Source organism: Actinomadura sp. J1-007 (genome assembly GCF_009793335.1).
Taxonomy (GTDB): Bacteria; Actinomycetota; Actinomycetes; order Streptosporangiales; family Streptosporangiaceae; genus Spirillospora; species Spirillospora yumaensis.
On the sequence record NZ_WING01000001.1, the window covers coordinates 4,804,356 to 4,823,710 of the forward strand.

Here is a 19,355-nt window from a genome sequence, read left to right on the forward strand (position 1 = left end):
GTGCCCGTGGGGCGGCAGAGGGGCCGGTCCATCGACCGTTCGGCAGGGCGTACGGTCGCCCCACCGGTCAGCGCGGCTCTCGGCTCTCCTCGGCACGCAGGGCCCGGACGCGGCGGGACGGCCCGCCCGGCAGCAGCAGCGCCGGGATGATCGTCGCGGCGGTCAGGGCGAGCGTCCACCAGAACGTGCGGCCGAAGGCGGTGGCCTGCTCGTCGCGGGCGGCGGCGAGCTGGTATTGCAGGACGACGACGATCAGCACGGTGCCCATCGCGCCGCCGATCCGCTGCAACAGGCGGGTGATCGCGCTCGCGTGCGGGATCTGGTCGGGGGTCAGGTGCTGGTAGGCGGCGGCCAGGATGGGGATGAACACCCCGCCCAGGCCGGCGCCCCGGACCGCCAGCGCCGCGACGACCAGAAGCGGCGGCAGCGCGGTCGGTTGCGTGAAGGGCAGCAGGCCCACCGTGGCCAGGACCAGTCCGCCCACCACGACCGGGCGTGCGCCGACGCGGTCGGTGAGCCGGCCGACGAGGTTGCGGGTGAGCAGGGCGCCGATGCCCTGGGGGGCCATCAGCAGCCCGGCGGCCAGCGCGCTCCGGCCGTGCACCCGCTGGAAGTACAGCGGCAGCAGCAGCAGCGCCGCCTGCAACACCGACCCCCATAAGAACAGCAGCCCGGCCGGGACGCCGAACGACCGCTTCCGCAGCAGCCGCACGTCGATGATCGGCTCCCTGCTCGTTCGTACGGCGTGGACGGCGAAGGCGGTCAGCAGCACCGCTCCGGCCGCCAGCGGTCCCGCGACCGCGGCCTGCCGGAAACCGCCGGATCCATGGGCGCCCGACAGCCCGTACAGCAGGGCGGCCACTCCCGGCGACACGAGCAGGAGCCCGACCACGTCGCAACGGGCGGTGCGCCGTGCCGTACCGGCGGGCAGGTGGCGCCAGGCCAGCGCCAGCCCCACCACGCAGAACGGCACGTTCAACCAGAAGATCCAGCGCCAGCCGAGGCAGCTCAGGATCAGCCCGCCGACCGTCGGCCCGGCGATCGGCCCGATCAGCATGGGCATGCTCACCACCGCCGAGACCTGGCCCAGCCGGCGTCCTTCGGCCGCCTCCGCCACCAGCGTCTGCAACGTCGAGAGCATCAGCCCCCCGGCGACGCCCTGCACCACCCGGAAACCGATCAGACTGCCCAGGCCCCAGGCCGTGCTGCACCCCACCGACCCGGCCAGGAACAGCCACAGCGACGCCAGCCACATCCGCCGGCCGCCGAACCGCGCCGTACCCCAGCCACTGACGGGCGTGGCCACGCCCATCGCGAGCAGGTAGCCCGTGACCACCCACTGCACCTTCACCACCGGCGCGTGAAGGTCCTGGCTCAGCCTGTCGACGGCGACGTTCACGATCGTCATGTCCAGCACGACCCCTACGGCGCCGACCAGCAGCACCCCCGCCAGCCGCCGCAACGCCGGATCGAGCCCCCGGGCGCCGGTCTCCGTCTTCTCGACCAACCCGTCCCTCCGATTCGGCTCCGACCACGCCGCCGGCGTCGCCGCACGACCGGACCGGACGGCGCGAGCACTCGCGCCGCGAGATCCGGCCGGAACCTTGAAGGGCCGCGAAGAAGACCTCCGCTAAGGGACGACCCAGTCCACCAGGCATAACGCACATCGTAGTTGAGTCGTGACCGACAGTAGCCACAGACGCGAACCCCAACCCCAACCCCCTGCCCAGCCCCCACCCGCCGACCCACCCCACCCCCACCTCACCAGTGGGAACGGGCCTCCCCGGGCACGGGCCTTGGTCTGGGCGGTGGTGTGAAGGGGCAGGTTGCGCGGCCCAGCGGCCCGGGTGGTCCGGACGGCCCGGATACGGTCCTTGGCTCGGGTCCGTTGCCGGTGGTGGCGTTCGAGTTCGGCGGCTGACTCAGACGGGCCGAGGAGGTTGGAATATCAGCTGAGTGCTTGGATCTCGGTCGCCAGGTTCTCCTGGCTGGCCGCCCACGACGCCAATAGGGCCAGACCGTCTGCGGTCGCCGTGCCGGCGGGCGCGGTGTAGACGTTCAGGAGCAGGCCGGGGTCGGTAGGCAACTGCATCGACTCGACGTCCAGGTCGAGCCGGCCCACTGCCGGATGGTGCACGCGCTTGCGCCCGGACCGGTGGAGCCGAACGTCCTGAGACGCCCACCGCTGCCGAAATAGTTCACTGTGCGTTGACAATTCATCGACGAGGGCGATCAGTTCCTCGTCGTGCGGATCGCGGCCGGCTTCCATGCGCAGCTTGGCGGCCATATCGCAGGCGATCCGGTCATAGTCCACGAAGAACGTTGCCGCCGCTTCGGGCTCCAGATACACGAACCGCGCGGTGTTCGCCGGGCGTCGCGTGCCGGTCAGCACCGGTGAGAACAGCGCGCGGGCAAGGTGATTCACGGCCAGCACGTCATAACGGCTGTTGCATATCCACGCCGGTGCATCGGTGATGGCGTCGAGCACCCGCTGAAGCGCCGGACGCACCGTCACGGCGGGTCGCCGGCGGCGTGGGCCGCCGGGCGACCCGGACCGCCGCGCAAGGTGGAACAGGTGATCGCGCTCGGCCTCGTCGAGTTGCAGGGCAGAGGCCAACGCGTCGAGCACCCCGCCGGAAGCGCCCGCGAGGCCGCCGCGCTCCATACGCACGTAGTAGTCGACCGATACCCCTGCCAGGAGAGCCACCTCCTCTCGACGCAGACCTTCGACCCGGCGGTTGCCGCCATAGGCGGGCAGTCCGGCCCGCTCGGGCGCGATCCGCGCGCGCCGCGAACTCAGGAACTCCTTGATCTCAGTGCGCAGATCCATCGTGGCCACCCCGTCACCCTAGGCCCCGTCCGCAAGTGGAGGGAGGCCCTGCTGGTACCCCCCACGGCCACGCACCCCCTCACACGTGCGCCCGGCGTCGTAGCAGGAAGAGGCCCGCCCCGACGCCTGGACACACCCGCCGGCCGGCAGAGCCCCGCGCCGACGCCTAGGTACCTGATGCGGTCGTGGCGATGCCGCCGTCGACCGGGATGATGGTGCCCGTGAGGTAAGCCCCGGCCCGGCTGGCGAGGAACACGGCGATGCCTGCCATGTCGTCGTCGCGGCCGAGCCGGCGCAGAGGGGCCTTCGCCGCGATCGTGTCGCCGACGGCCTCAAGCGTGGACGCCATCATCTGCGACGGGAACGGCCCCGGGGCCACCGCGTTCACCGTGACGTGCCGCGGGCCCAGCTCTCTGGCGAGCACTCGGGTGAGTTGGTGGAGCGCCGCTTTGCTGCTGGCGTACGAGTAGTTGGGCGACTCGGCGACGTGGATGGCGGCGATACTGCCGATGTTGATGATCCGCGCGGGATCGTCGGCGGCGCCCGCCCTGCGCAGGGCGGGAAGCAGCGCCTGCACCAGCCAGAACGGCGACTTGAGGTTGAGGTCGATCACCGAGTCCCACGCCTCGTTCGGGAACGTCTCCAGCGGCTCGCGCCACATCGATCCCGCGTTGTTGACGAGGATGTCCAGGCGTCCCGAGTCGGCCATGACCAGATCGGCGAGGCGCCGGCACTCGTCGTACCTGGACAGGTCGGCGGGGATCGCTCGAACGTCGCCGAACTCGGACAGCAGACGCTGTGCCTCCGCGCACGTGTCCGCCTTGCGTGAGCTGATAATGACGCGGGCGCCCGCCTGTAGAAGGCCGCGCGCTATCATCATCCCAATGCCCTTGGTGCCGCCAGTGACAAGTGCGTACTTCCCACTCAGATCGAAAAGGTCTGCGTGAGCGGTGAATTGGTCGTCCGCCATTGGTCTTCGTTCCTTCTGTCATGGAAGCATGCGCCGGCACGGGTTATCGGGCGGCCGTCGTGCGCGCCTCCCGTGGGAGCATTGCTTCTCCTCTGTACGGCTGGAAGCCGACTCGAAGAGATTGACAGACGTCTTGGCTGACTGGGAGATCCTGGTGATACAGGTACTGTGAGAGCCCCCTTTCCCGGTGCGCCGACTCCACGACTCTGGCGGCGCTTGACGAAAGCGCGAGGCTAGCCCGGCCCGGCCGAGGAGGATGCGGTGGCGCAGGAGGTGGAAGCCTGCCCGGCCGTACATCCGTCTCTTGACCAGCTACTTGTTCACTCCTCCCCGGGTGATCGAACTTTTCGGTCCGAGTCCGGATCTGATGTGGAGACGAACACGTTCGGATCGGAAAAGGAGCCACATGAATTCAGACTCTCTACTCCTGGTCGCGATCCCGGTCGGCAGTGCTCTGTTCGCCGGGATCGTCACCTACGGGCTCGTCGGCCGTGGCTTCCGGGGCGGAGGCAGGGCGGCGGTCGCACTGGCCAGTGCCGCCCTTGTCGGAGTGGCATCCGTGTTCGTCCTCTACCTGGCGGTGGCCGCGTTCCTGGCGTGCATGGTCTTCTACTTGGTGGTGCGCTTCTTTCTCCGGCCCCCTCTCGCTCTCGTGCTGGCGGGGATCGTCCTCCTCGGCGGGCTGTCCACCGCCGTAATGATCATGGCCGTCGCGCTCAGTCGGATGTGACGACGAGGCGCGGACTTCGCGGCGGATAACGATAGGCCCAGCGGTGGTTCGTTGGATCAAGGTGGGATGTATGGGCTTCGGGAGTCTGGCTTCCGGGCCGGCGTTCCGGGGCGTCCTAGCCCGGGGTGGTGGCTCGGGCCAGGACCAGGCCGCCGATGATGAGGGTCAGGGCGAGGGCGCGGCCCAGGGTCATGGGGTCGCGGTGGACGGCCATGCCGAGGGCGATCGCGCCGACCGCGCCGATGCCGGTGAAGACGGCGTAGGACGTTCCCACGGGGAGGGTCTTCATGGCGACGGACAGCAGGTAGATCGACAGGCCGCCGAGGGCGAAGCAGAGGAGCGTCGGCCAGGGGCGGGTGAAGTTGTCCGTCGGCTTGATGCTCTGCGAGAACGCGATCTCGACCAGTCCGGCGAGTCCGAGGACGATCCAGTTCATCAGTAGTCCCGCGCGAGTTCGGCCGCCGCGCGGAGGGCCGCGGCGTACGACTCGTCGTGGGCCGCGCGGAAGCCGGCGAGGGCCGGGTCCACGCGGGAGTTGACGAGTTCGGCGTTGAGGAACGCGACGTCCTTCACCCCGTAGTGCCCGGCGAAGAAGTCGCGCAGCAGGGTCTCCTGGTGGTCGAACGGGGCCTTCGGCGTGCCGGGCGCGTACGAGCCGCCGCGGGCGGTGGCGACGACGAAGCGGCGGGGCGCGAGGTTCATCCGGGGGAACGTCACCTGGTCGATCCACGCCTTGAGCGACGCCGGGACCGTGTAGTTGTACATCGGCGAGGCGATCAGCACGACGTCGGCGGCGACCAGCTCTTCGAGGAGGGGTTCGAGGACGGCCCACGCGGCCTTCTGGGCCGGGGTGCGGGCCGCCTCCTTGAGGCGGGGGAGCTCGGTGATCCCGGACTCCAGGACGTTGTCGCAGATCTCCGTCCAGGCCTCGGTGATCAGGGGGACCGGGTCGGCGGCCAGGTCGCGGTACAGGTGCAGGCCGCCGGGGTGCTTCTCCCGCCAGGACGCGGCGAACGCGTCCCCCACCTCGCGGCTGACGGAGGCGCGGCGGGCGCTGGAATCCAGGTGCAGCAGGGCGGGCATGGCGGCTCCTCAAGTGGACGTCGTGTCCGGATGACTGTAGGCACAAGCGGACGCGTTGTCCATTTATTCCAGGGGTACAGTCCCCGGCATGGACGAGCTGCTCGCCGGGAAGGAGCCCCGGCCGCGCGAGCGGGCGGACGCCGCCCGCAACCGGGCGAAGGTGCTCGACGCCGCGGCCGGGCTGTTCGCCTCCCGCGACCCGCGCGCGGTGACCATGGACGACATCGCCAAGGCCGCGGGCGTCGGGCGCGGCACCCTCTACCGGCGGTATCCCGACACGACGTCGATCGCGCTGGCCCTGCTGGACGAGCACGAGCGCGGGCTCCAGGAGAAGCTGCTCCGGGGCGAGCCGCCTCTCGGTCCGGGCGCGCCTCCGGGGGAACGGCTCGCCGCGTTCTACGAGGCCATGGTCGATCTGCTCGACGCGCACATCGACCTGGTGCTCGGCGCGGAGGCGGGCGGGGAGCGGCTGACGACCGGGGCGTACGGGTTCTGGCGCGCGCACGTCCGCGCCCTACTGGCCGAGGCGAACGTTCCCGAGCCGGACGTGATGGCGGACGTCCTGCTGGCCCCGCTGGCGTCCGAGGTCTACGCCCACCAGCGCGAACGGGGCCAGACTTCCCAACGGATCAAGGCGGCCCTGCGGCGGCTGGCGCTGGCGGCCACGGGCGAAGGCCGTTAGGCGAGGCTCTTGCCCATGGCCTCTTCCCACTCCTGGCCGCTGGTCGTGGGGCGCGACGTACCACTTGGACTTGCCTCTGCTGAAGCCACTTCTGATCGCCCTCATTTGCGGGCAACCTATCGCCGGAAGCGGGTGGAACGGTGGGGTCGGCCGGTCTCGGTCGCGAGGAGGGGGGTGATCGCTTGCAGGAGGTTCGGGGGTTCGAGGGCCTTGAGGGTGGCGATGGCCGGGGGTGGGAGCCAGGAGGCGCCCGCGTACGTGTCGTTCTCCTCCGGGGTGAACGCGGCGGGGGCCACGGCGGGCGTGTCGGGGAAGCGGGCCAGGTAGAACGGCTCGGTTTTCACGTAATGGCGGCCCAGCCAGTGGAAATCGCGCACCACCGGGACACTGATGTCTTGGACGGCCTCGCCGGGGAGGCCGGTTTCCTCGAAAAGCTCGCGGCGGGCCGCGTCCAGCGGGGTCTCCATGGATTCGACGCCGCCGCCCGGGGGCTCCCAGAAGAGACGGCCGGAAACGGGGTCGTGCCATTGCAGGAGCAGAATCCGGTCGGACGGGTCCACGCAGATGATGCGTACGGCCGGACGGTCCGACGGCGTCTCGTCGCTCATGCGCACTCCTCCCAAGGGCTCGTACGGGCTCCATCGTGGGGGACGGGGCGGACCGGCAGCGGCGGCAGGGTGCGCGAAGTAAGCTCGTAGCCCTCACCCAGGACGGCTCCGGAGTCGATCTTCGGGCCGGTGAGCTGCCGCTTCGCGGTGCCGAGGCGGCCGGGCCGCGCCCCCGCGGGCCCTCGCCCGCGCGGAGTCCTGGACCCCTGAATCCCAGCCGAAAGCGACCGTGACCGTGCAGACCGCCCCTACCGAGTACGTGCTGACGCTCTCCTGCCCCGACCGGCCCGGCATCGTCGCCGCCGTGTCCGGGCTGCTCGCCGAGCGCGGCTGCAACATCCTGGAGAGCCAGCAGTTCAGCGACCGCGACAGCGGCGTGTTCTTCATGCGCGTGCAGTTCGCGGCGCTGCCCGACACCGACGAGGACGAGCTGCGCGGCTCGTTCGGTGCCCTCGCGCCCGAGCTCGGCCTGGAGTTCGAGCTGCACGGCACCGCCGTCCGGCCGCGCGTGCTGATCATGGTGTCGAAGGGCGGGCACTGCCTGAACGACCTGCTGTACCGGCAGCGGTCCGGGCTGCTCGACGTCGAGGTGGTCGCGGTCGTGTCCAACCACCCCGACCTGCGCCCGCTCACCCAGTCGTACGGGATCGACTACCACCACCTGCCCGCCGGGCCCGGCGGCAAGGCCGCGCAGGAGGCCGAGGTGCTCACCCTGGTCGAGCACTACCGCGCCGACCTGGTCGTGCTGGCCCGCTACATGCAGATCCTGTCCGACGGCTTCTGCGCCAAGCTGCCCGGCCGGGTGATCAACATCCACCACTCGTTCCTACCGAGCTTCAAGGGCGCGCGGCCGTACCACCAGGCGCACGCGCGGGGCGTGAAGCTGATCGGCGCGACCGCCCACTACGTCACCGCCGACCTGGACGAGGGCCCGATCATCGAGCAGGAGGTCGCGCGCGTCGACCACACGCACAGCCCCGAGGAACTGGTCGCGGTCGGCCGCGACGTGGAGTGCCTCGCGCTCGCCCGCGCCGTCCGGTGGCACGCCGAGCACCGCGTCCTGCTGAACGGCGACCGCACCGTGGTCTTCCGCTGACCTCCACGGGGCCGTCCGGGCGGGTCAGCGTACGACGCGGTACCAGCACCTCGTCGAGGAGGCCCGCCTCGACGCACTGCCCGGCGACGTTCGCGCCCAGCACGTTGACGTAGCGGTCACCGGCGGCGGCCTTGGCGTCCGCGACCGCCGTCCCAAGGTCGCCGGCGAACGTGACGCCCGGCTCCGGCCCGGCCGGCGGCCGATGCGTCAGGACGAACACCGGCCCGTCGTACCGCCCGCCGAACGCGCCCTCCTGGTCGGTGCCCTTGTTCGGGTCGTCGCCCCGATGGAGGCGGGGGGAGATCGCATCATACATTCGATACTAAATGATAGCTCTTGTCATATACGATTTCGTGTATGTAGTGTCCGGCCAACGATGTCCCATGCGGCGGCGAAGGAGGCGGACTCCATGACGGACCCCCACGAGGCGCGCTCTCCACGGGCGCGCCCCGCTGAGGCGCGGCACCCCGGAAGACCCCTGGACGGACGCGACGCCGAGATCGCGCGGCACAAGCGGGTGGTGCTGGCGTCGGCGGGCGCGACCGTCGCGGCGTTCATGGCGTTCCCCCTGCTGACGCTGTTCACCGGGGCGCTGGACGGCGTCGCGGGCGGCGTCGGCGCCGGGTACGCCGCGGGCCTGGTCGTGATCATCGGGCCCGTCGCCGGCGCGACCGCCTACCGGCGCTGGGCCTCCCGCGCCGAGGCCGCGCCGGGGCCCGGCGCCGGGGCGCGCGTGGACCCGGGGGCGGGACGGTGAACGGCACGGCGGTGACGATCGTGCTGCTCCTGATCGCGGTGACGCTGGCGCTGACGGCGCGGGCGGCGCGGCGCAACCGCAGCACCGACGACCACTACGTCGCGGGCGGCCGGATCGGCGGCCTCCAGAACGGGCTCGCGCTCGCGGGCGACCAGCTCTCGGCCGCGTCGTTCCTCGGCATCACCGGGGCGGTGGCGCTGACCGGGTTCAACGGGTTCTACCTGGCCGTCGGCGTGCCCGCCGCGTACCTGCTGATGCTGATGGTGATCGCCGAGCCGCTGCGCAACCTCGGCCGCTACACCCTCGCCGACGCGGTCGCGGCGCGGTTCGAGGGGCGCGGGCTGCGCACCGCGATGGCCGTCGCCACGCTGGTGATCAGCATCATCTACATGGTGATCCAGTTCGTCGGGGCCGGGCTGCTCGCGCAACTGCTGCTCGGCGTGGACTTCCCGGTCGCGGTGGTGGTGATCGGCGCGCTGATGACCGTCTACATCCTGATCGGCGGGATGGTCGGAACGACCTACATCCAGGTGTTCAAGGCCGTCGTGCTGATCGTCACCGTGAGCGTGCTGCTCGTCCTGGTCACCGCGAAGACCGGCGGGAACCCGCTCGGGGCCATGCGGGACGCGGCCGACCGGTTCGGCGACGGGGTGATCGCGCCCGCGCACGGCGACACGACCAAGGCCGTCGACACGGTGTCGCTGACGCTCGGCATGGTGCTCGGCATGATGGGCCTGCCGCACGTGATGGTGCGGTTCCTGACCGTCCGGGACGGGCGCGCGGCCCGCGACTCCGCCCAGGTCGCCATGTGGATCTTCGCGGTGTTCTTCGCCGTGCTGCCCGTCTTCGGGTACGCCGCGCTGAACCTGGTCGGCCGCGCGAAGATCGTCGGGGACAACAAGGCCGGCAACCTCGCCGCGCCGAGGCTGGCCGAGGAGATCGGCGGCAACCTGCTGTTCTCGGTCACCGCGGCGGTGGTGATGGTGACGATCCTCGCGGTGCTGGCGGGCCTCGCCATCGCCTCGTCCGGCGCGATCGCGCACGACCTCTACACGACCGTGCTGAAGCGCGGCGAGGTGTCCCCGCGCGGCCAGCTCCTCGTCGGCCGGATCGCCGGGGTCGCGATCTCCGTCGTGGCGATCCTCGTGGCGCTCTGGGCGAAGGAGCTGAACATCGCGTTCCTCGGGAACGTGGCGTTCGCGGTCGCGGCGAGCACGACCACGCCGGTGCTGGTCCTCACCATCTACTGGAGCGGCCTCAACCGGTACGGGGCGGTCGCCGGGCTGGTCGGCGGGCTCGTCTCGTCCGTCGGGCTCGTCCTGGTCGGGCCGGACGTGCTGGGCGACGACCACCTGTTCCCGCTGTCGATCCCGGCGCTGCTGACGGTGCCGTTCGGGTTCCTGTGCGCGTGGGCGGCGAGCGTGGCGACCCGCGGCCGGGCGGAGGCCGCGGGCGCCCCGTACCGGGAGCTCGCGCGCAGGGCGTTCCCCGACGGACGTCAGACGCCCGCGGGCTCCGGCGTCTGACCGCCCCCGCCGGCGGGCCCGGGCCCAGTGCCCTGCCCGCCGGCGGGCCCGGGCCCGGCGTCCGGCCCCTCGGCGTCCTTGCGGGGGGCGTCGTCCAGGAGGGTCTCCTCGTTGAACGGCTCGTGGCCCGCCAGGACGCGGCGGGCCCGTTCGGCGTCGAGTTCGCCGGTCCAGGAGCCGATCACGACGGTGGCGACGGCGTTGCCCGCGAAGTTGGTCAGCGCGCGGGCCTCGGACATGAACCGGTCGATGCCGATGATGAAGCCGACGCCGTCCACCAGGGCGGGCTTGTGCGATTGCAGGCCGCCCGCGAGGGTGGCCAGCCCCGCGCCGCTGACGCCCGCGGCCCCCTTCGAGGCGACGATCATGAACAGCAGCAGCGGGATCTGCGCGCCGACCGACAGCGGCTCGTCCTGGGCCGAGGCGATGAACAGCGTGGCCATCGTCAGGTAGATCGCGGTGCCGTCCAGGTTGAACGAGTAGCCGGTCGGGACGGTGATGCCGACGACGGGGCGGCTGACGCCCAGGTGCTCCATCTTGGCGATCAGGCGCGGCAGCGCCGACTCCGACGAGGAGGTGGACAGGATCAGCAGGAACTCGCGGGCCAGGTAGCGCAGCAGGTGCCAGATGCTCATCCGCGCGCCCAGCCACAGCACCGCGCCCAGCACGATTCCGATGAACAGCACGCAGGTCAGGTAGAAGCCGAGCATGATCACCGCGAGGCTGCGCAGCGCGGACCAGCCGGTCTCGCCCACCACGGCGGCGATCGCGCCGAACGCCCCGACCGGCGCCGCCCACATGATCATCGCCAGGATCCGGAACACCCAGCGCTGCATCAGCTCCACGCCCCGCAGCACGGGCGCCCCGGCGGGACCGAGCTGCTGGACGGCGAACCCGGCCAGCAGCGCGACCAGCAGCGTCTGGAGCACCTGGCCCTCGGTCAGCGCCGACACCAGCGTGGTGGGGATGATCCCCAGCAGGAAGTCGGTCGTCCCCTCCGCGCCCTCGGCCTGCTCGTGCGCGCTCGCCGCCGAGGACGGGTCCAGGTGCAGCCCCTCGCCGGGGTGCAGGACGTTGCCGACGGCCAGGCCGATCGCCAGCGCGAACGTCGACATCACCAGGAAGTAGACGATGGCGATCACGCCGACCTTGCCGACCTTCGCCGCCCGCGCGACCGACCCGATCCCGAGCACGATCGTGCAGAAGATGATCGGCGAGATCATCATCTTGATCAGGTTGACGAACCCGGTGCCGAGCGGCTTGAGTTCCTTCGCGAAGTCCGGCGCGGCGATCCCCACGGCGATGCCCAGCACCACCGCGGCCACCACCGCCAGATACAGGTAGTGCACGCGATCCCGGCGGGACCGCGCCGGTGCGGTCTCACCGCCGTCCGGGGCAGCGGCCACGATGTCCTCCTCGTTCGGTGTCGCTCGTGGTTGGTCGTCGTTCGTCGTCGTCCGGTGTCGGGCGCGTCGGTCCGCGCTGTGCGCGCACGCCGTGCGGTGCGCGTCCGCCCGCGACTATGCGCCCCGCTGTGACCCCGGTCACGTTTGTGTACATTTCGTTCACGGCGGAGACGGACGCCGGCGAGGGCGGACGGCGGCGGAGACGGGCCGGGGGTGGGACGGATGCGGGGTGCGGGGCTGCTGTCCCGGCCGCGGCGCTGGAGCGTCGCGCGCCAGCTCCTGGCCTTGCAGGCGGCGGTCGTCGTGCTGCTCGTCGCGGTCGGCGCGGCGCTGGCCCACCTCGACGCGCGGCGGGCGGTCGGCGACCGGGCGCGGCAGGAGGTGGCGGCGGTGGCCGCGACGATCGCGGACGCCCCCAACGTGCGGGCCGCGCTCGCGGGCGGCGCTCCGAGCCGCGAGCTCCAGCCGTACGCCGAACGGGTCCGCGCCGACACCGGCGTCGACTTCATCACGATCATGAGCCCGGACGGGATCCGCTACACCCATCCCGACCCCGGGCGGATCGGCGAGCGGTTCCTCGGCAACACCGGGCGGGCGCGCCTCGGCCGCCCGCTCACCGAGACCTACACCGGCACCCTCGGCCCGTCCGTCCGGACCGTCGCCCCCGTCTTCGCCGACCCGGCCGGTCCGCCGGGCGGGACCGGGGCGTCCGGCCGGGCCGGGGCGGACGGGGGGTCCGAAGGGCGGCGCGTCGTCGCGCTCGTCGCCGTGGGGATCACGGTCAGCTCGATATCGGCCGAGCTGCGCGAACGGCTCGTGTCGCTGATCGCGGTCGCCGCCGCCGTGCTCGCGGCCGGGATGGCGGGCAGCTACCTGGTCAGCGCCCGGCTGCGGCGGCAGACCCGCGGCGTCGCGCCGGGCGAGCTGCGCGAGATGTTCGAGTACTACGAGGCGATCCTGCACGCCGTCCGCGAGGGCCTGGTCCTGCTGGACCGCGACGGGCGGGTGGCGCTGTGCAACGACGCCGCGCGCGAACTGCTCGGCCTCGCCGGGGACCCGCGCGGCCGGTCCGCCGCGGAGCTCGGCCTGTCCGGCGAGCTGGCCGCCGCGCTCGCGTCCGCCGAGCCCCGTTCGGACGAGATCCACGTGGGCGACACGCGCGTCCTCGTCGTCAACGCCTCGCCCGTGCGGTCGCGGGACCGCGCCATGGGCAACGTGGTGACGCTGCGCGACCACACCGAGCTCCAGGGCCTCGCGGGCGAGCTGGACACGGTCCGCGGGTTCGCCGAGTCGCTGCGCGCGCAGGCGCACGAGGCCGCGAACCGGCTGCACACCGTGGTCTCGCTGGTCGAGCTGGACCGTCCGGACGACGCCGTCGCGTTCGCCACGGCGGAGCTGGAGACGGCGCAGCGGCTCACCGACCGGGTGGTCGGCGCGGTGGCCGAACCGGTGCTCGCCGCGCTGCTGCTCGGCAAGACGACCGAGGCGGGCGAGCGCGGCGTCGAGCTGGCCGTCACCGGCGACACCGCCTTCGACGGCGCGCCCGTCACGTCCGGCGGGTCCGGGGCGATCGAGGCCCGCGACCTGGTCACCATCCTCGGCAATCTCATCGACAACGCGGTGGACGCCGCCGCCGAGGGCGCCGCGGAACGTCCGCCCAGGGTCGCGGTGACGGTCCGGGCGGACGGCGGTGAGCTGCTCGTCCGGGTCGCCGACAGCGGGGCGGGCGTGGACCCGGAGGCCGTGCCGGAGCTGTTCCGGCGCGGCTGGACGACCAAGGCGGCGGACGGCCCCGTCGGGCACGGCCTCGGCCTCGCGCTCGTCGGGCAGGCCGTGCGCCGCAACGGTGGCCGGATCGAGGTGGCGCGGGAGGACGGCGCGGTGTTCACCGTCCGGCTGCCGCTGGACGGGGGCGGCGCGTGACGATCAGGGTCCTGGTGGTCGAGGACGACCCGGTCGCCGCCGAGGCGCACCGTACCTACGTCGAACGGGTCGCGGGGTTCGAGGTGGCTGGGGTGGTGCACTCGGGCGCCGCCGCGCTGCGGGCGTGCGAGCGCGGCGGCGTGGACGTCGTCCTGCTCGACCTGTACCTGCCCGACACGCACGGCCTGCGCGTGTGCCGCGCGCTGCGCGCCGCCGGGAACGACGTGGACGTGATCGCCGTGACGTCCGCGCGGGACCTGGCGGTGGTGCGGGCGGCGGTGTCGGTGGGCGTCGTCCAGTACCTGCTGAAGCCGTTCACGTTCGCCTCGCTGCGCGACCGGCTCGACCGGTACGCGCGGTTCCGGGAGCAGGCGGGCCGTCCGGGCGAGGCGGCGGGGCAGGCCGAGGTGGACGGGATGCTCGCCACGCTCCGCACGCCCGCGCGCCGTTCGCTGCCGAAGGGGATGAGCGGCGAGACGCTCCAGGCGATCACCGGGGCGCTGGCCGCGTCGCCGGAGGGGGAGGGCCTGTCGGCCGCGGCGGCGGCCGACCTCACCGGGGTCTCGCGGGTGACCGCGCGCCGCTACCTGGAGTACCTCGCCGAGAACGGCCTCGCGCGGCGCCGTCCCCACTACGGTCAGGTGGGCCGCCCGGAGGTCCGCTTCCACCCGCCGGAACGGCGTTCGGCCAGGTAGGAGGCTGGTTCCGCGGAGAGAAGCCGGGTAGAGGCGGGCATGCCTGGGTAGGGAACGGGACGAATGAGTCACGAGCCGATGACATCGGGGGGAGAGCCGTGAGCGACCTCGGCGAGAAGATGAACCGGATGGCCGCCAAGGCCAAGGAGGCCGCCGGCAAGGCCAAGGGCGACGACGAGCTCCAGGGCGAGGCGAAGGCCGACCAGGCCAAGTCCGAGGCCAGGGAGACCGCGGGCGACGTCAAGGACGAGGCGAGCGGCCTCGCGGGCAAGGCCCGGGGCGCGTTCAAGAGCTGACCCCGGCACGGAGCGGATACACGGGGACTTCGGGAGGGCCGGTGACGCCGAGGGGGCGGCACCGGCCCTCCGCCGTCCCCGGGCGGGGGCCGCGGGCGCGCCTTCCATCACCGGCAAAAGCGGGTTGACCTGCTTATTGTCCTCATGGGTGGTTTTGGCGTGACGCTGGGTGAGCATCTATTGCACACCACCGACGATCAGGGGAACGTCGTGAGCCAGGAGAACGCACAGGCGACCAAGGACCGCCCGGCGACACTGCCGAGCCAGGCGCCGCGGCCCGGGTCGGAGAAGTCCGACAAGAAGGGGCCCGAGCCAGGCCGCGGCATGCAGAAGACCCGTGACACCGGCGGCGGCGAGCTGGTCACGTCCGGCGGCAAGACCAAGATCGCGGACGCCGTGGTCTCCAAGATCGCCGGGATGGCCGCGCGCGAGGTCGGCGGCGTGCACGCGATGGGCGCCGGGATGGCCCGCAAGGTCGGCTCGGTCCGCGAGCGGCTGCCCGGCGGCATGGGCGGGGCCAACATCACGCAGGGCGTCGCGGTCCAGGTCGGCGAGCGGCAGGCCGCCGTCGACATCGACCTCGTCGTGGAGTACGGGGTGTCGATCCCCGACCTCGCCGCCGCCGTCCGCGACAACGTCGTCGGCCAGATCGAGCACACCTGCGGGCTTGAGGTCGTCGAGGTCAACATCATCGTCGACGACATCCACCTCCCGGGCGAGCCCGACGAGGACGAGGACAAGCCGAAGCCGGAGCCCCGGGTGCAATGACGGCCGATCCGAAGGCCAGGGGACGGGGCGCCGACGGCGCGCCGTCCGAAGACGCGAGCCCCGCGTCCGCCGACGGGCGCGCGTCTGGCGGATCCGGCACCGGACCGCCGCACAGCGCGCCGAACGCCGTCGCGGACACCCGCGCGAGCACCGGCACGGACACCCGTGCGGGCACCGGGACGGAAGCCGGCGCGGACACCGGATCGGGCGGCGGCGCGAACAACGGGCCGGACGCCGGCACGCACGCCGACGCGGACACCGGCACGGACACCGGGCCGGACGCGGACGGTGGCCGGACGTGGCGTCCTGGGGAGGCCGTGCAGGCCGCTGAGCTGGCCGAACGGATCGCCGGGGCCGTCCAGGACGTGCCCGGGGTGGCCGAGCTGACGGGCGGGCCGTTCAACCGGGTCGCCACCTACCGGGTGGGGCGTCCGGTGACGGGGGTCGCGGTCCGCGCCGACCGCGTCGAGGTCGGCGTGGTCGTCCGGGCGGGCGCGCCGCTCGCCGAGACCGGGGAGCGGGTCCGCGGCGCGGTCGCGCCGCTCGCGGGCGAACGGCCCGTGGACGTGCTGATCGGTGACATCGCCGACGAGGCGGATGGCTGACCCGCACCGGAGCGAGCGTCCGCGCACGGCGGAGGAGCGCGCGGCGTTCCGGGCCTGGGTACGGGCCCACCACCCGGACGTCGGCGGCGACCCGGAGGAGTTCGCCGCGGGGCTGCGGAGCTTCCGCCGCCCCGCACGGCACGGCCGCGCGGCGGTGTCGGTGGTGAGACGGCGGCGCTGGCCCGCTTCGGCGGTGAGCCGCTGGCGGCGGCGCCGGCGCCGGGCGCGGGTGCTGCGCTGACCGGCGGGCGACCGGCGGGCGACCGGCGCGGCGTCCGGCGGGAGGCCCGGCGGAGCCCGCGAACAGCGCGGCCGCATCCGTGGCCGCACGGAGGGGGAGAGTGACATGAACGGGAAGACGGTATGGCCCATGGTGGGCCTCGCGTTCGGCACGGCGCTCGGATTCGCGGGCTGGTTCGGCGGGTTCGGGGCGTTCATCGTCGTGCTGCTGCTCGGCGCGCTCGGGTTCCTGGGCGGACGGGCGGTCTCCGGCGAGCTGGACATGGGGGAGCTGTTCTCCTCGCTCAGCTCCGACAGGGCCGGTAAGAGGTCGTCATGACCGCCACCGCCGAGCGCCCGGACACCGCGGACGCCGGGGAGGACGGCGCGCCCGAACGGCGCCCGGCCCCGCGGCCCGCCCGCGAGCGCGGCACGACCACCATCGCCGACCGGGTCGTCGCGCGGATCGCGACGCACGCCGCGGGCGAGACCGAGCACGCGCGCGGCGCCCGCCGCAGCGTCCTCGGGGTGAACGTGCCGGGCGGCCGTTCGGCGCGCACGGACGTGACGGTCAAGGGCAACGTCGTCACCGCCCGCGTGGAGATGGCCGTCCACTACCCCGCGCCCGTACGGCAGGTGACCCGCGGCGTCCGCGACCGCGTCCGCGAGCAGGTCGAGGAGATGACCGGCCTCACCGTCCGGCAGGTGGACATCGAGGTCGCCGCGCTCGAACGGGCCGAGGAGCCCCGCGAGACCGGGAGGACCGTGCAATGACCACGCACGCCGGCCGGATGCCGCAGGCGCCGGCCTCCAGAGCCGCGCCGGCGCGGTCGGCCGCCCCGGCGCGCGGCGCCGACCGGGCCGCGCGCCGCGCGTTCCGGTCCCGCCGCGTCTGGCCCGCGATGCTCGCCGGCCTGCTGCTCGCCGCCGCCGGGATCATCACCGCGATCGAGGTGGTCTCCGCGCTGGTCGGCAAGCACGCCGGGATCGTCCCGTACGAGCGGGCGACCTCGTGGCTGACCGGGCACGACTGGAAGAGCTGGCCCGTCCTCGCGATCGCGGGGGCCGTCGCGCTGGTCGGGCTGCTGTTCCTGCTGGCCGGGCTGCTGCCGGGCCGGTCCGGGATCGTCCCGCTGCACGGCGAGCACCGCGACCTGGTGATGGGCATCACCCGGCGCGGGCTGAAGGGCGCCGCGAAGTCCGCCGCCCGCGAGGTGGACGGCGTGACCGGCGTCCGCAAGGTCGGGCTGCGCCGGCACCGCGTGATCGTCCACGCCGACACCGCGATGCGCACGCCCGGCGGGCTGGACGAGGACGTGCGCCGGGCCGTCCAGCGCCGCCTGGACGGGCTCGGCCCGCTGCCGCGCCGCCGCGCCGTCGCCCACGTCACCTACCGGGAGAGCTGACCCATGGACCGCCGCGCGTCGCGCCTGAACCGCACCGGGCTGACCCTGCTCGGGCTCGTCCTGCTGGTCGCGGGGGGAACGGGCCTCGCGCTCGGCCTCGGCGCGTTCGGCGGCGGGCGCTCATCGCAGCCGGTGCTGAGCGACCGGACGCGCCAGTTCGCGTCCGACCACGGCTGGTACTGGCCGGTCGTCGCGGCGGTGGCGTTCGTGCTCGCCCTGCTCGGGCTGCTCTGGCTGCTGCGGCAGGGCCGCTCGCACCGCATCCGCGGGCTCAGCATGGAGCCCGACGACGACGCCGGGACGACTCACCTGTCGTCGCGGGCGGTGTCCGACGCGCTGGAGAACGAGATCGAGGAGTACCCCGGCGTCGGCCGCGCGCGGGCCCGCGTGATGGGCTCGGACAAGCGCCCGAAACTGCTGCTGAACGTCGCGTACGGGGAGCGCGCCGACCTCGCCGGGCTGCGGAGCCGCATCGCCGGCGACGCCGTGCCCCGGATGTGCGGCGCCCTCGAACGCGACTCGCTCCCCGCGATCGTCAAGCTGCGCCTCGTCCCCACCAAGGAGACCCGCACGGTCGCCTGACCCGCACGGTCGCCTGACCGGCACGGGCGGACGGCGCGCACGGTCGCCCGACCCGCGCCCGCGCCCCGCGGGACGGCGGTCGCCGATCTTGCGCGGGGGCGCGGCGGCGTGCCACGTTGCCAGGCATGACTACCGAGATGGCGGCGAACGTGGCCGCTTTCGAGCAGACGGTCCGCGCCACCATCGCCCTCGCGGAGACGTTCGGCGAGGACGACTGGAAGCGTCCGACCGAGTGCCCCGGGTGGAGCGTGCAGGACGTCGTGTCCCATCTGGTCGGCGTCGAGCTGCTGCTGCTCGGCGACGACCCCGCCCCCGGCCACGCGCTTCCCGACGACCTTCCGCACGTGCGCAACGACTTCGGCCGGATGCTGGAGGCGGCCGTGGACGCGCGCCGTTCCCGCACCGGCCCCGAGGTGCTCGCCGAGCTGCGCGCGACCCTGGACCGGCGGCTCGCCGCGCTGCCCGCGCAGGACCCCGAGGAGCCGACCGTCGCGCCGAACGGCAGGACCGTGCCGTACGCCGAGTTCATGGTCTTCCGGGCGTTCGACTGCTGGACGCATGAGCAGGACGTCCGGCGCGCCGTCGGCCGTCCCGGCAACCTCGGCACGCCCGGCGCCGAACGGGCCCGCCGCATCCTCGAACCGGGCCTGCCGATGGTCGTCGCGAAGCGCGCCGGGGCGGCGCCGGGGCAGAACGTGGCGTTCGAGATCGGCGGGGACCTGCCGTTCACCTCGTACGTGCGGGTGGACGAGGACGGCCGGGGCCACGCGGCGGACGAGCCCGGGACGCCGCTGACGACGCTGCGGATGGACTGGGAGACGTTCGTGCGGCTCGCCGCCGGGCGCTGCGCGCCGGACGAGGTGACCGTGGCGGCGACCGGCGACACGGCGCTGGCGGACCGGATCGTCGCGGCCATGGGCATGACCCCGTGACGCCCGGGGAACGGTCCCCTTTTTAGGGGCTATTGGGGCCATACATCCGTAAATCAGCAGGTCACTGGGCTAATGTCCGAAGTAGCCGGGACGTCGCGAGGAAGGCCCCTTCCGCCGGACGCCCGGCCCCGGGGGTCGTCGCGCCTCGCGACGCGACGTCCCCCGCCCCGTGCCCCCGCCACGTGCCCCGCCCGGAACGGCTGTGAGGCACGGCACGGCCCGAGTGGGTTGTGTTCTCCAA

23 protein-coding genes are annotated in these 19,355 nt (G+C 73.2%); 16 read left to right on the top strand and 7 right to left on the bottom strand.

Features of this window, described 5'->3' with window-relative positions; all coding sequences use genetic code 11:
• Nucleotides 1-67: 67 nt before the first annotated feature.
• From GEV43_RS21830 to GEV43_RS21840, 3 genes are all read right to left on the bottom strand, one after another.
• On the bottom strand, nt 68-1,507 hold the full coding sequence (locus GEV43_RS21830) for an MDR family MFS transporter (RefSeq protein WP_206681231.1): 1,440 nt from the start codon (nt 1,505-1,507) through the stop codon (nt 68-70).
• 441 nt (nt 1,508-1,948) lie between these two features.
• Nucleotides 1,949-2,830 carry a helix-turn-helix transcriptional regulator gene (locus GEV43_RS21835; RefSeq protein WP_175250717.1) on the bottom strand — a complete coding sequence of 294 codons (882 nt, stop codon included), beginning with the start codon at nt 2,828-2,830 and terminating at the stop codon, nt 1,949-1,951.
• 166 nt (nt 2,831-2,996) lie between these two features.
• Nucleotides 2,997-3,800, bottom strand: a complete 804-nt coding sequence (locus GEV43_RS21840; protein ID WP_160822265.1) for an SDR family oxidoreductase — start codon at nt 3,798-3,800, stop codon at nt 2,997-2,999.
• A 406-nt stretch (nt 3,801-4,206) separates the two neighbouring features.
• Between GEV43_RS21840 and GEV43_RS21845 the strand changes: the two genes are divergently transcribed.
• Entirely contained in the window at nt 4,207-4,530 is a 324-nt protein-coding gene (locus GEV43_RS21845; protein WP_160822266.1) for a hypothetical protein, read from the top strand.
• A gap of 115 nt (nt 4,531-4,645) precedes the next feature.
• Here the strand turns inward: GEV43_RS21845 and GEV43_RS21850 are convergent, their stop codons facing one another.
• Together GEV43_RS21850 and GEV43_RS21855 are read right to left on the bottom strand one after the other, a co-directional pair.
• The gene (locus GEV43_RS21850; RefSeq protein ID WP_160822267.1) at nt 4,646-4,966 is read right to left on the bottom strand and encodes a multidrug efflux SMR transporter; all 321 of its coding nucleotides are present in this window, start codon (nt 4,964-4,966) and stop codon (nt 4,646-4,648) included.
• Nucleotides 4,966-5,613 carry an FMN-dependent NADH-azoreductase gene (locus GEV43_RS21855; protein WP_160822268.1) on the bottom strand — a complete coding sequence of 216 codons (648 nt, stop codon included), beginning with the start codon at nt 5,611-5,613 and terminating at the stop codon, nt 4,966-4,968. Before GEV43_RS21855 ends, GEV43_RS21850 begins: the two co-directional genes overlap by 1 nt.
• 88 nt (nt 5,614-5,701) lie before the next feature.
• On the opposite strand from GEV43_RS21855, the gene GEV43_RS21860 reads away from it, so the two are divergent.
• Nucleotides 5,702-6,295, top strand: coding sequence for a TetR/AcrR family transcriptional regulator (locus tag GEV43_RS21860; protein ID WP_160822269.1), 594 nt, complete (start codon nt 5,702-5,704; stop codon nt 6,293-6,295).
• Nucleotides 6,296-6,411: 116 nt separating this feature from the next.
• On the opposite strand, the gene GEV43_RS21865 is transcribed toward GEV43_RS21860, so the two are convergent.
• Nucleotides 6,412-6,903 (bottom strand): NUDIX hydrolase, encoded by a 492-nt coding sequence (locus tag GEV43_RS21865; RefSeq protein ID WP_160822270.1) that lies wholly within the window; start codon nt 6,901-6,903, stop codon nt 6,412-6,414.
• A gap of 235 nt (nt 6,904-7,138) precedes the next feature.
• Between GEV43_RS21865 and purU the strand changes: the two genes are divergently transcribed.
• From purU to GEV43_RS21880, 3 genes are all read left to right on the top strand, one after another.
• Nucleotides 7,139-7,999: a formyltetrahydrofolate deformylase gene (gene purU / locus GEV43_RS21870; protein WP_160822271.1), complete on the top strand. Its 861-nt coding sequence runs from the start codon at nt 7,139-7,141 to the stop codon at nt 7,997-7,999.
• Nucleotides 8,000-8,408: 409 nt separating this feature from the next.
• Entirely contained in the window at nt 8,409-8,756 is a 348-nt protein-coding gene (locus GEV43_RS21875; RefSeq protein WP_160822272.1) for a hypothetical protein, read from the top strand.
• Nucleotides 8,753-10,282, top strand: coding sequence for a cation acetate symporter (locus GEV43_RS21880; protein ID WP_160822273.1), 1,530 nt, complete (start codon nt 8,753-8,755; stop codon nt 10,280-10,282). Before GEV43_RS21875 ends, GEV43_RS21880 begins: the two co-directional genes overlap by 4 nt.
• Here GEV43_RS21880 and GEV43_RS21885 read toward each other — a convergent pair.
• Complete coding sequence (locus tag GEV43_RS21885; protein ID WP_309239762.1) at nt 10,255-11,688, bottom strand: cation:dicarboxylate symporter family transporter; 1,434 nt, start codon at nt 11,686-11,688, stop codon at nt 10,255-10,257. The genes GEV43_RS21880 and GEV43_RS21885 overlap by 28 nt on opposite strands.
• Nucleotides 11,689-11,910: 222 nt before the next feature.
• Here GEV43_RS21885 and GEV43_RS21890 point away from each other — a divergent pair, with 222 nt between their 5' ends.
• The 11 genes from GEV43_RS21890 (at nt 11,911) to GEV43_RS21940 (ending at nt 19,114) form a co-directional block, all read left to right on the top strand.
• The gene (locus GEV43_RS21890) at nt 11,911-13,611 is read left to right on the top strand and encodes a sensor histidine kinase (RefSeq protein WP_160822274.1); all 1,701 of its coding nucleotides are present in this window, start codon (nt 11,911-11,913) and stop codon (nt 13,609-13,611) included.
• A complete protein-coding gene (locus GEV43_RS21895; RefSeq protein WP_309239763.1) occupies nt 13,608-14,306 on the top strand; it encodes a response regulator in 699 nt (232 codons plus the stop codon). The genes GEV43_RS21890 and GEV43_RS21895 overlap by 4 nt, the downstream gene beginning before the upstream one ends.
• Before the next feature lie 98 nt (nt 14,307-14,404).
• Complete coding sequence (locus tag GEV43_RS21900) at nt 14,405-14,602, top strand: CsbD family protein (protein WP_309239764.1); 198 nt, start codon at nt 14,405-14,407, stop codon at nt 14,600-14,602.
• Nucleotides 14,603-14,926: 324 nt separating this feature from the next.
• Complete coding sequence (locus GEV43_RS21905; RefSeq protein WP_241683738.1) at nt 14,927-15,370, top strand: Asp23/Gls24 family envelope stress response protein; 444 nt, start codon at nt 14,927-14,929, stop codon at nt 15,368-15,370.
• Nucleotides 15,367-15,975, top strand: coding sequence for a hypothetical protein (locus GEV43_RS50745; RefSeq protein ID WP_241683000.1), 609 nt, complete (start codon nt 15,367-15,369; stop codon nt 15,973-15,975). Before GEV43_RS21905 ends, GEV43_RS50745 begins: the two co-directional genes overlap by 4 nt.
• On the top strand, nt 15,968-16,216 hold the full coding sequence (locus tag GEV43_RS21915) for a hypothetical protein (RefSeq protein WP_160822276.1): 249 nt from the start codon (nt 15,968-15,970) through the stop codon (nt 16,214-16,216). Before GEV43_RS50745 ends, GEV43_RS21915 begins: the two co-directional genes overlap by 8 nt.
• Before the next feature lie 105 nt (nt 16,217-16,321).
• Complete coding sequence (locus GEV43_RS21920) at nt 16,322-16,534, top strand: hypothetical protein (protein WP_160822277.1); 213 nt, start codon at nt 16,322-16,324, stop codon at nt 16,532-16,534.
• Nucleotides 16,531-16,968 (top strand): Asp23/Gls24 family envelope stress response protein, encoded by a 438-nt coding sequence (locus tag GEV43_RS21925; RefSeq protein WP_160822278.1) that lies wholly within the window; start codon nt 16,531-16,533, stop codon nt 16,966-16,968. Before GEV43_RS21920 ends, GEV43_RS21925 begins: the two co-directional genes overlap by 4 nt.
• Nucleotides 16,965-17,600 (top strand): DUF6286 domain-containing protein, encoded by a 636-nt coding sequence (locus tag GEV43_RS21930; RefSeq protein WP_160822279.1) that lies wholly within the window; start codon nt 16,965-16,967, stop codon nt 17,598-17,600. The genes GEV43_RS21925 and GEV43_RS21930 overlap by 4 nt, the downstream gene beginning before the upstream one ends.
• 3 nt (nt 17,601-17,603) lie before the next feature.
• Complete coding sequence (locus GEV43_RS21935) at nt 17,604-18,182, top strand: alkaline shock response membrane anchor protein AmaP (RefSeq protein ID WP_160822280.1); 579 nt, start codon at nt 17,604-17,606, stop codon at nt 18,180-18,182.
• 125 nt (nt 18,183-18,307) lie between these two features.
• Entirely contained in the window at nt 18,308-19,114 is an 807-nt protein-coding gene (locus GEV43_RS21940; protein ID WP_160822281.1) for a maleylpyruvate isomerase family mycothiol-dependent enzyme, read from the top strand.
• The last annotated feature ends 241 nt before the right edge of the window (nt 19,115-19,355 follow it).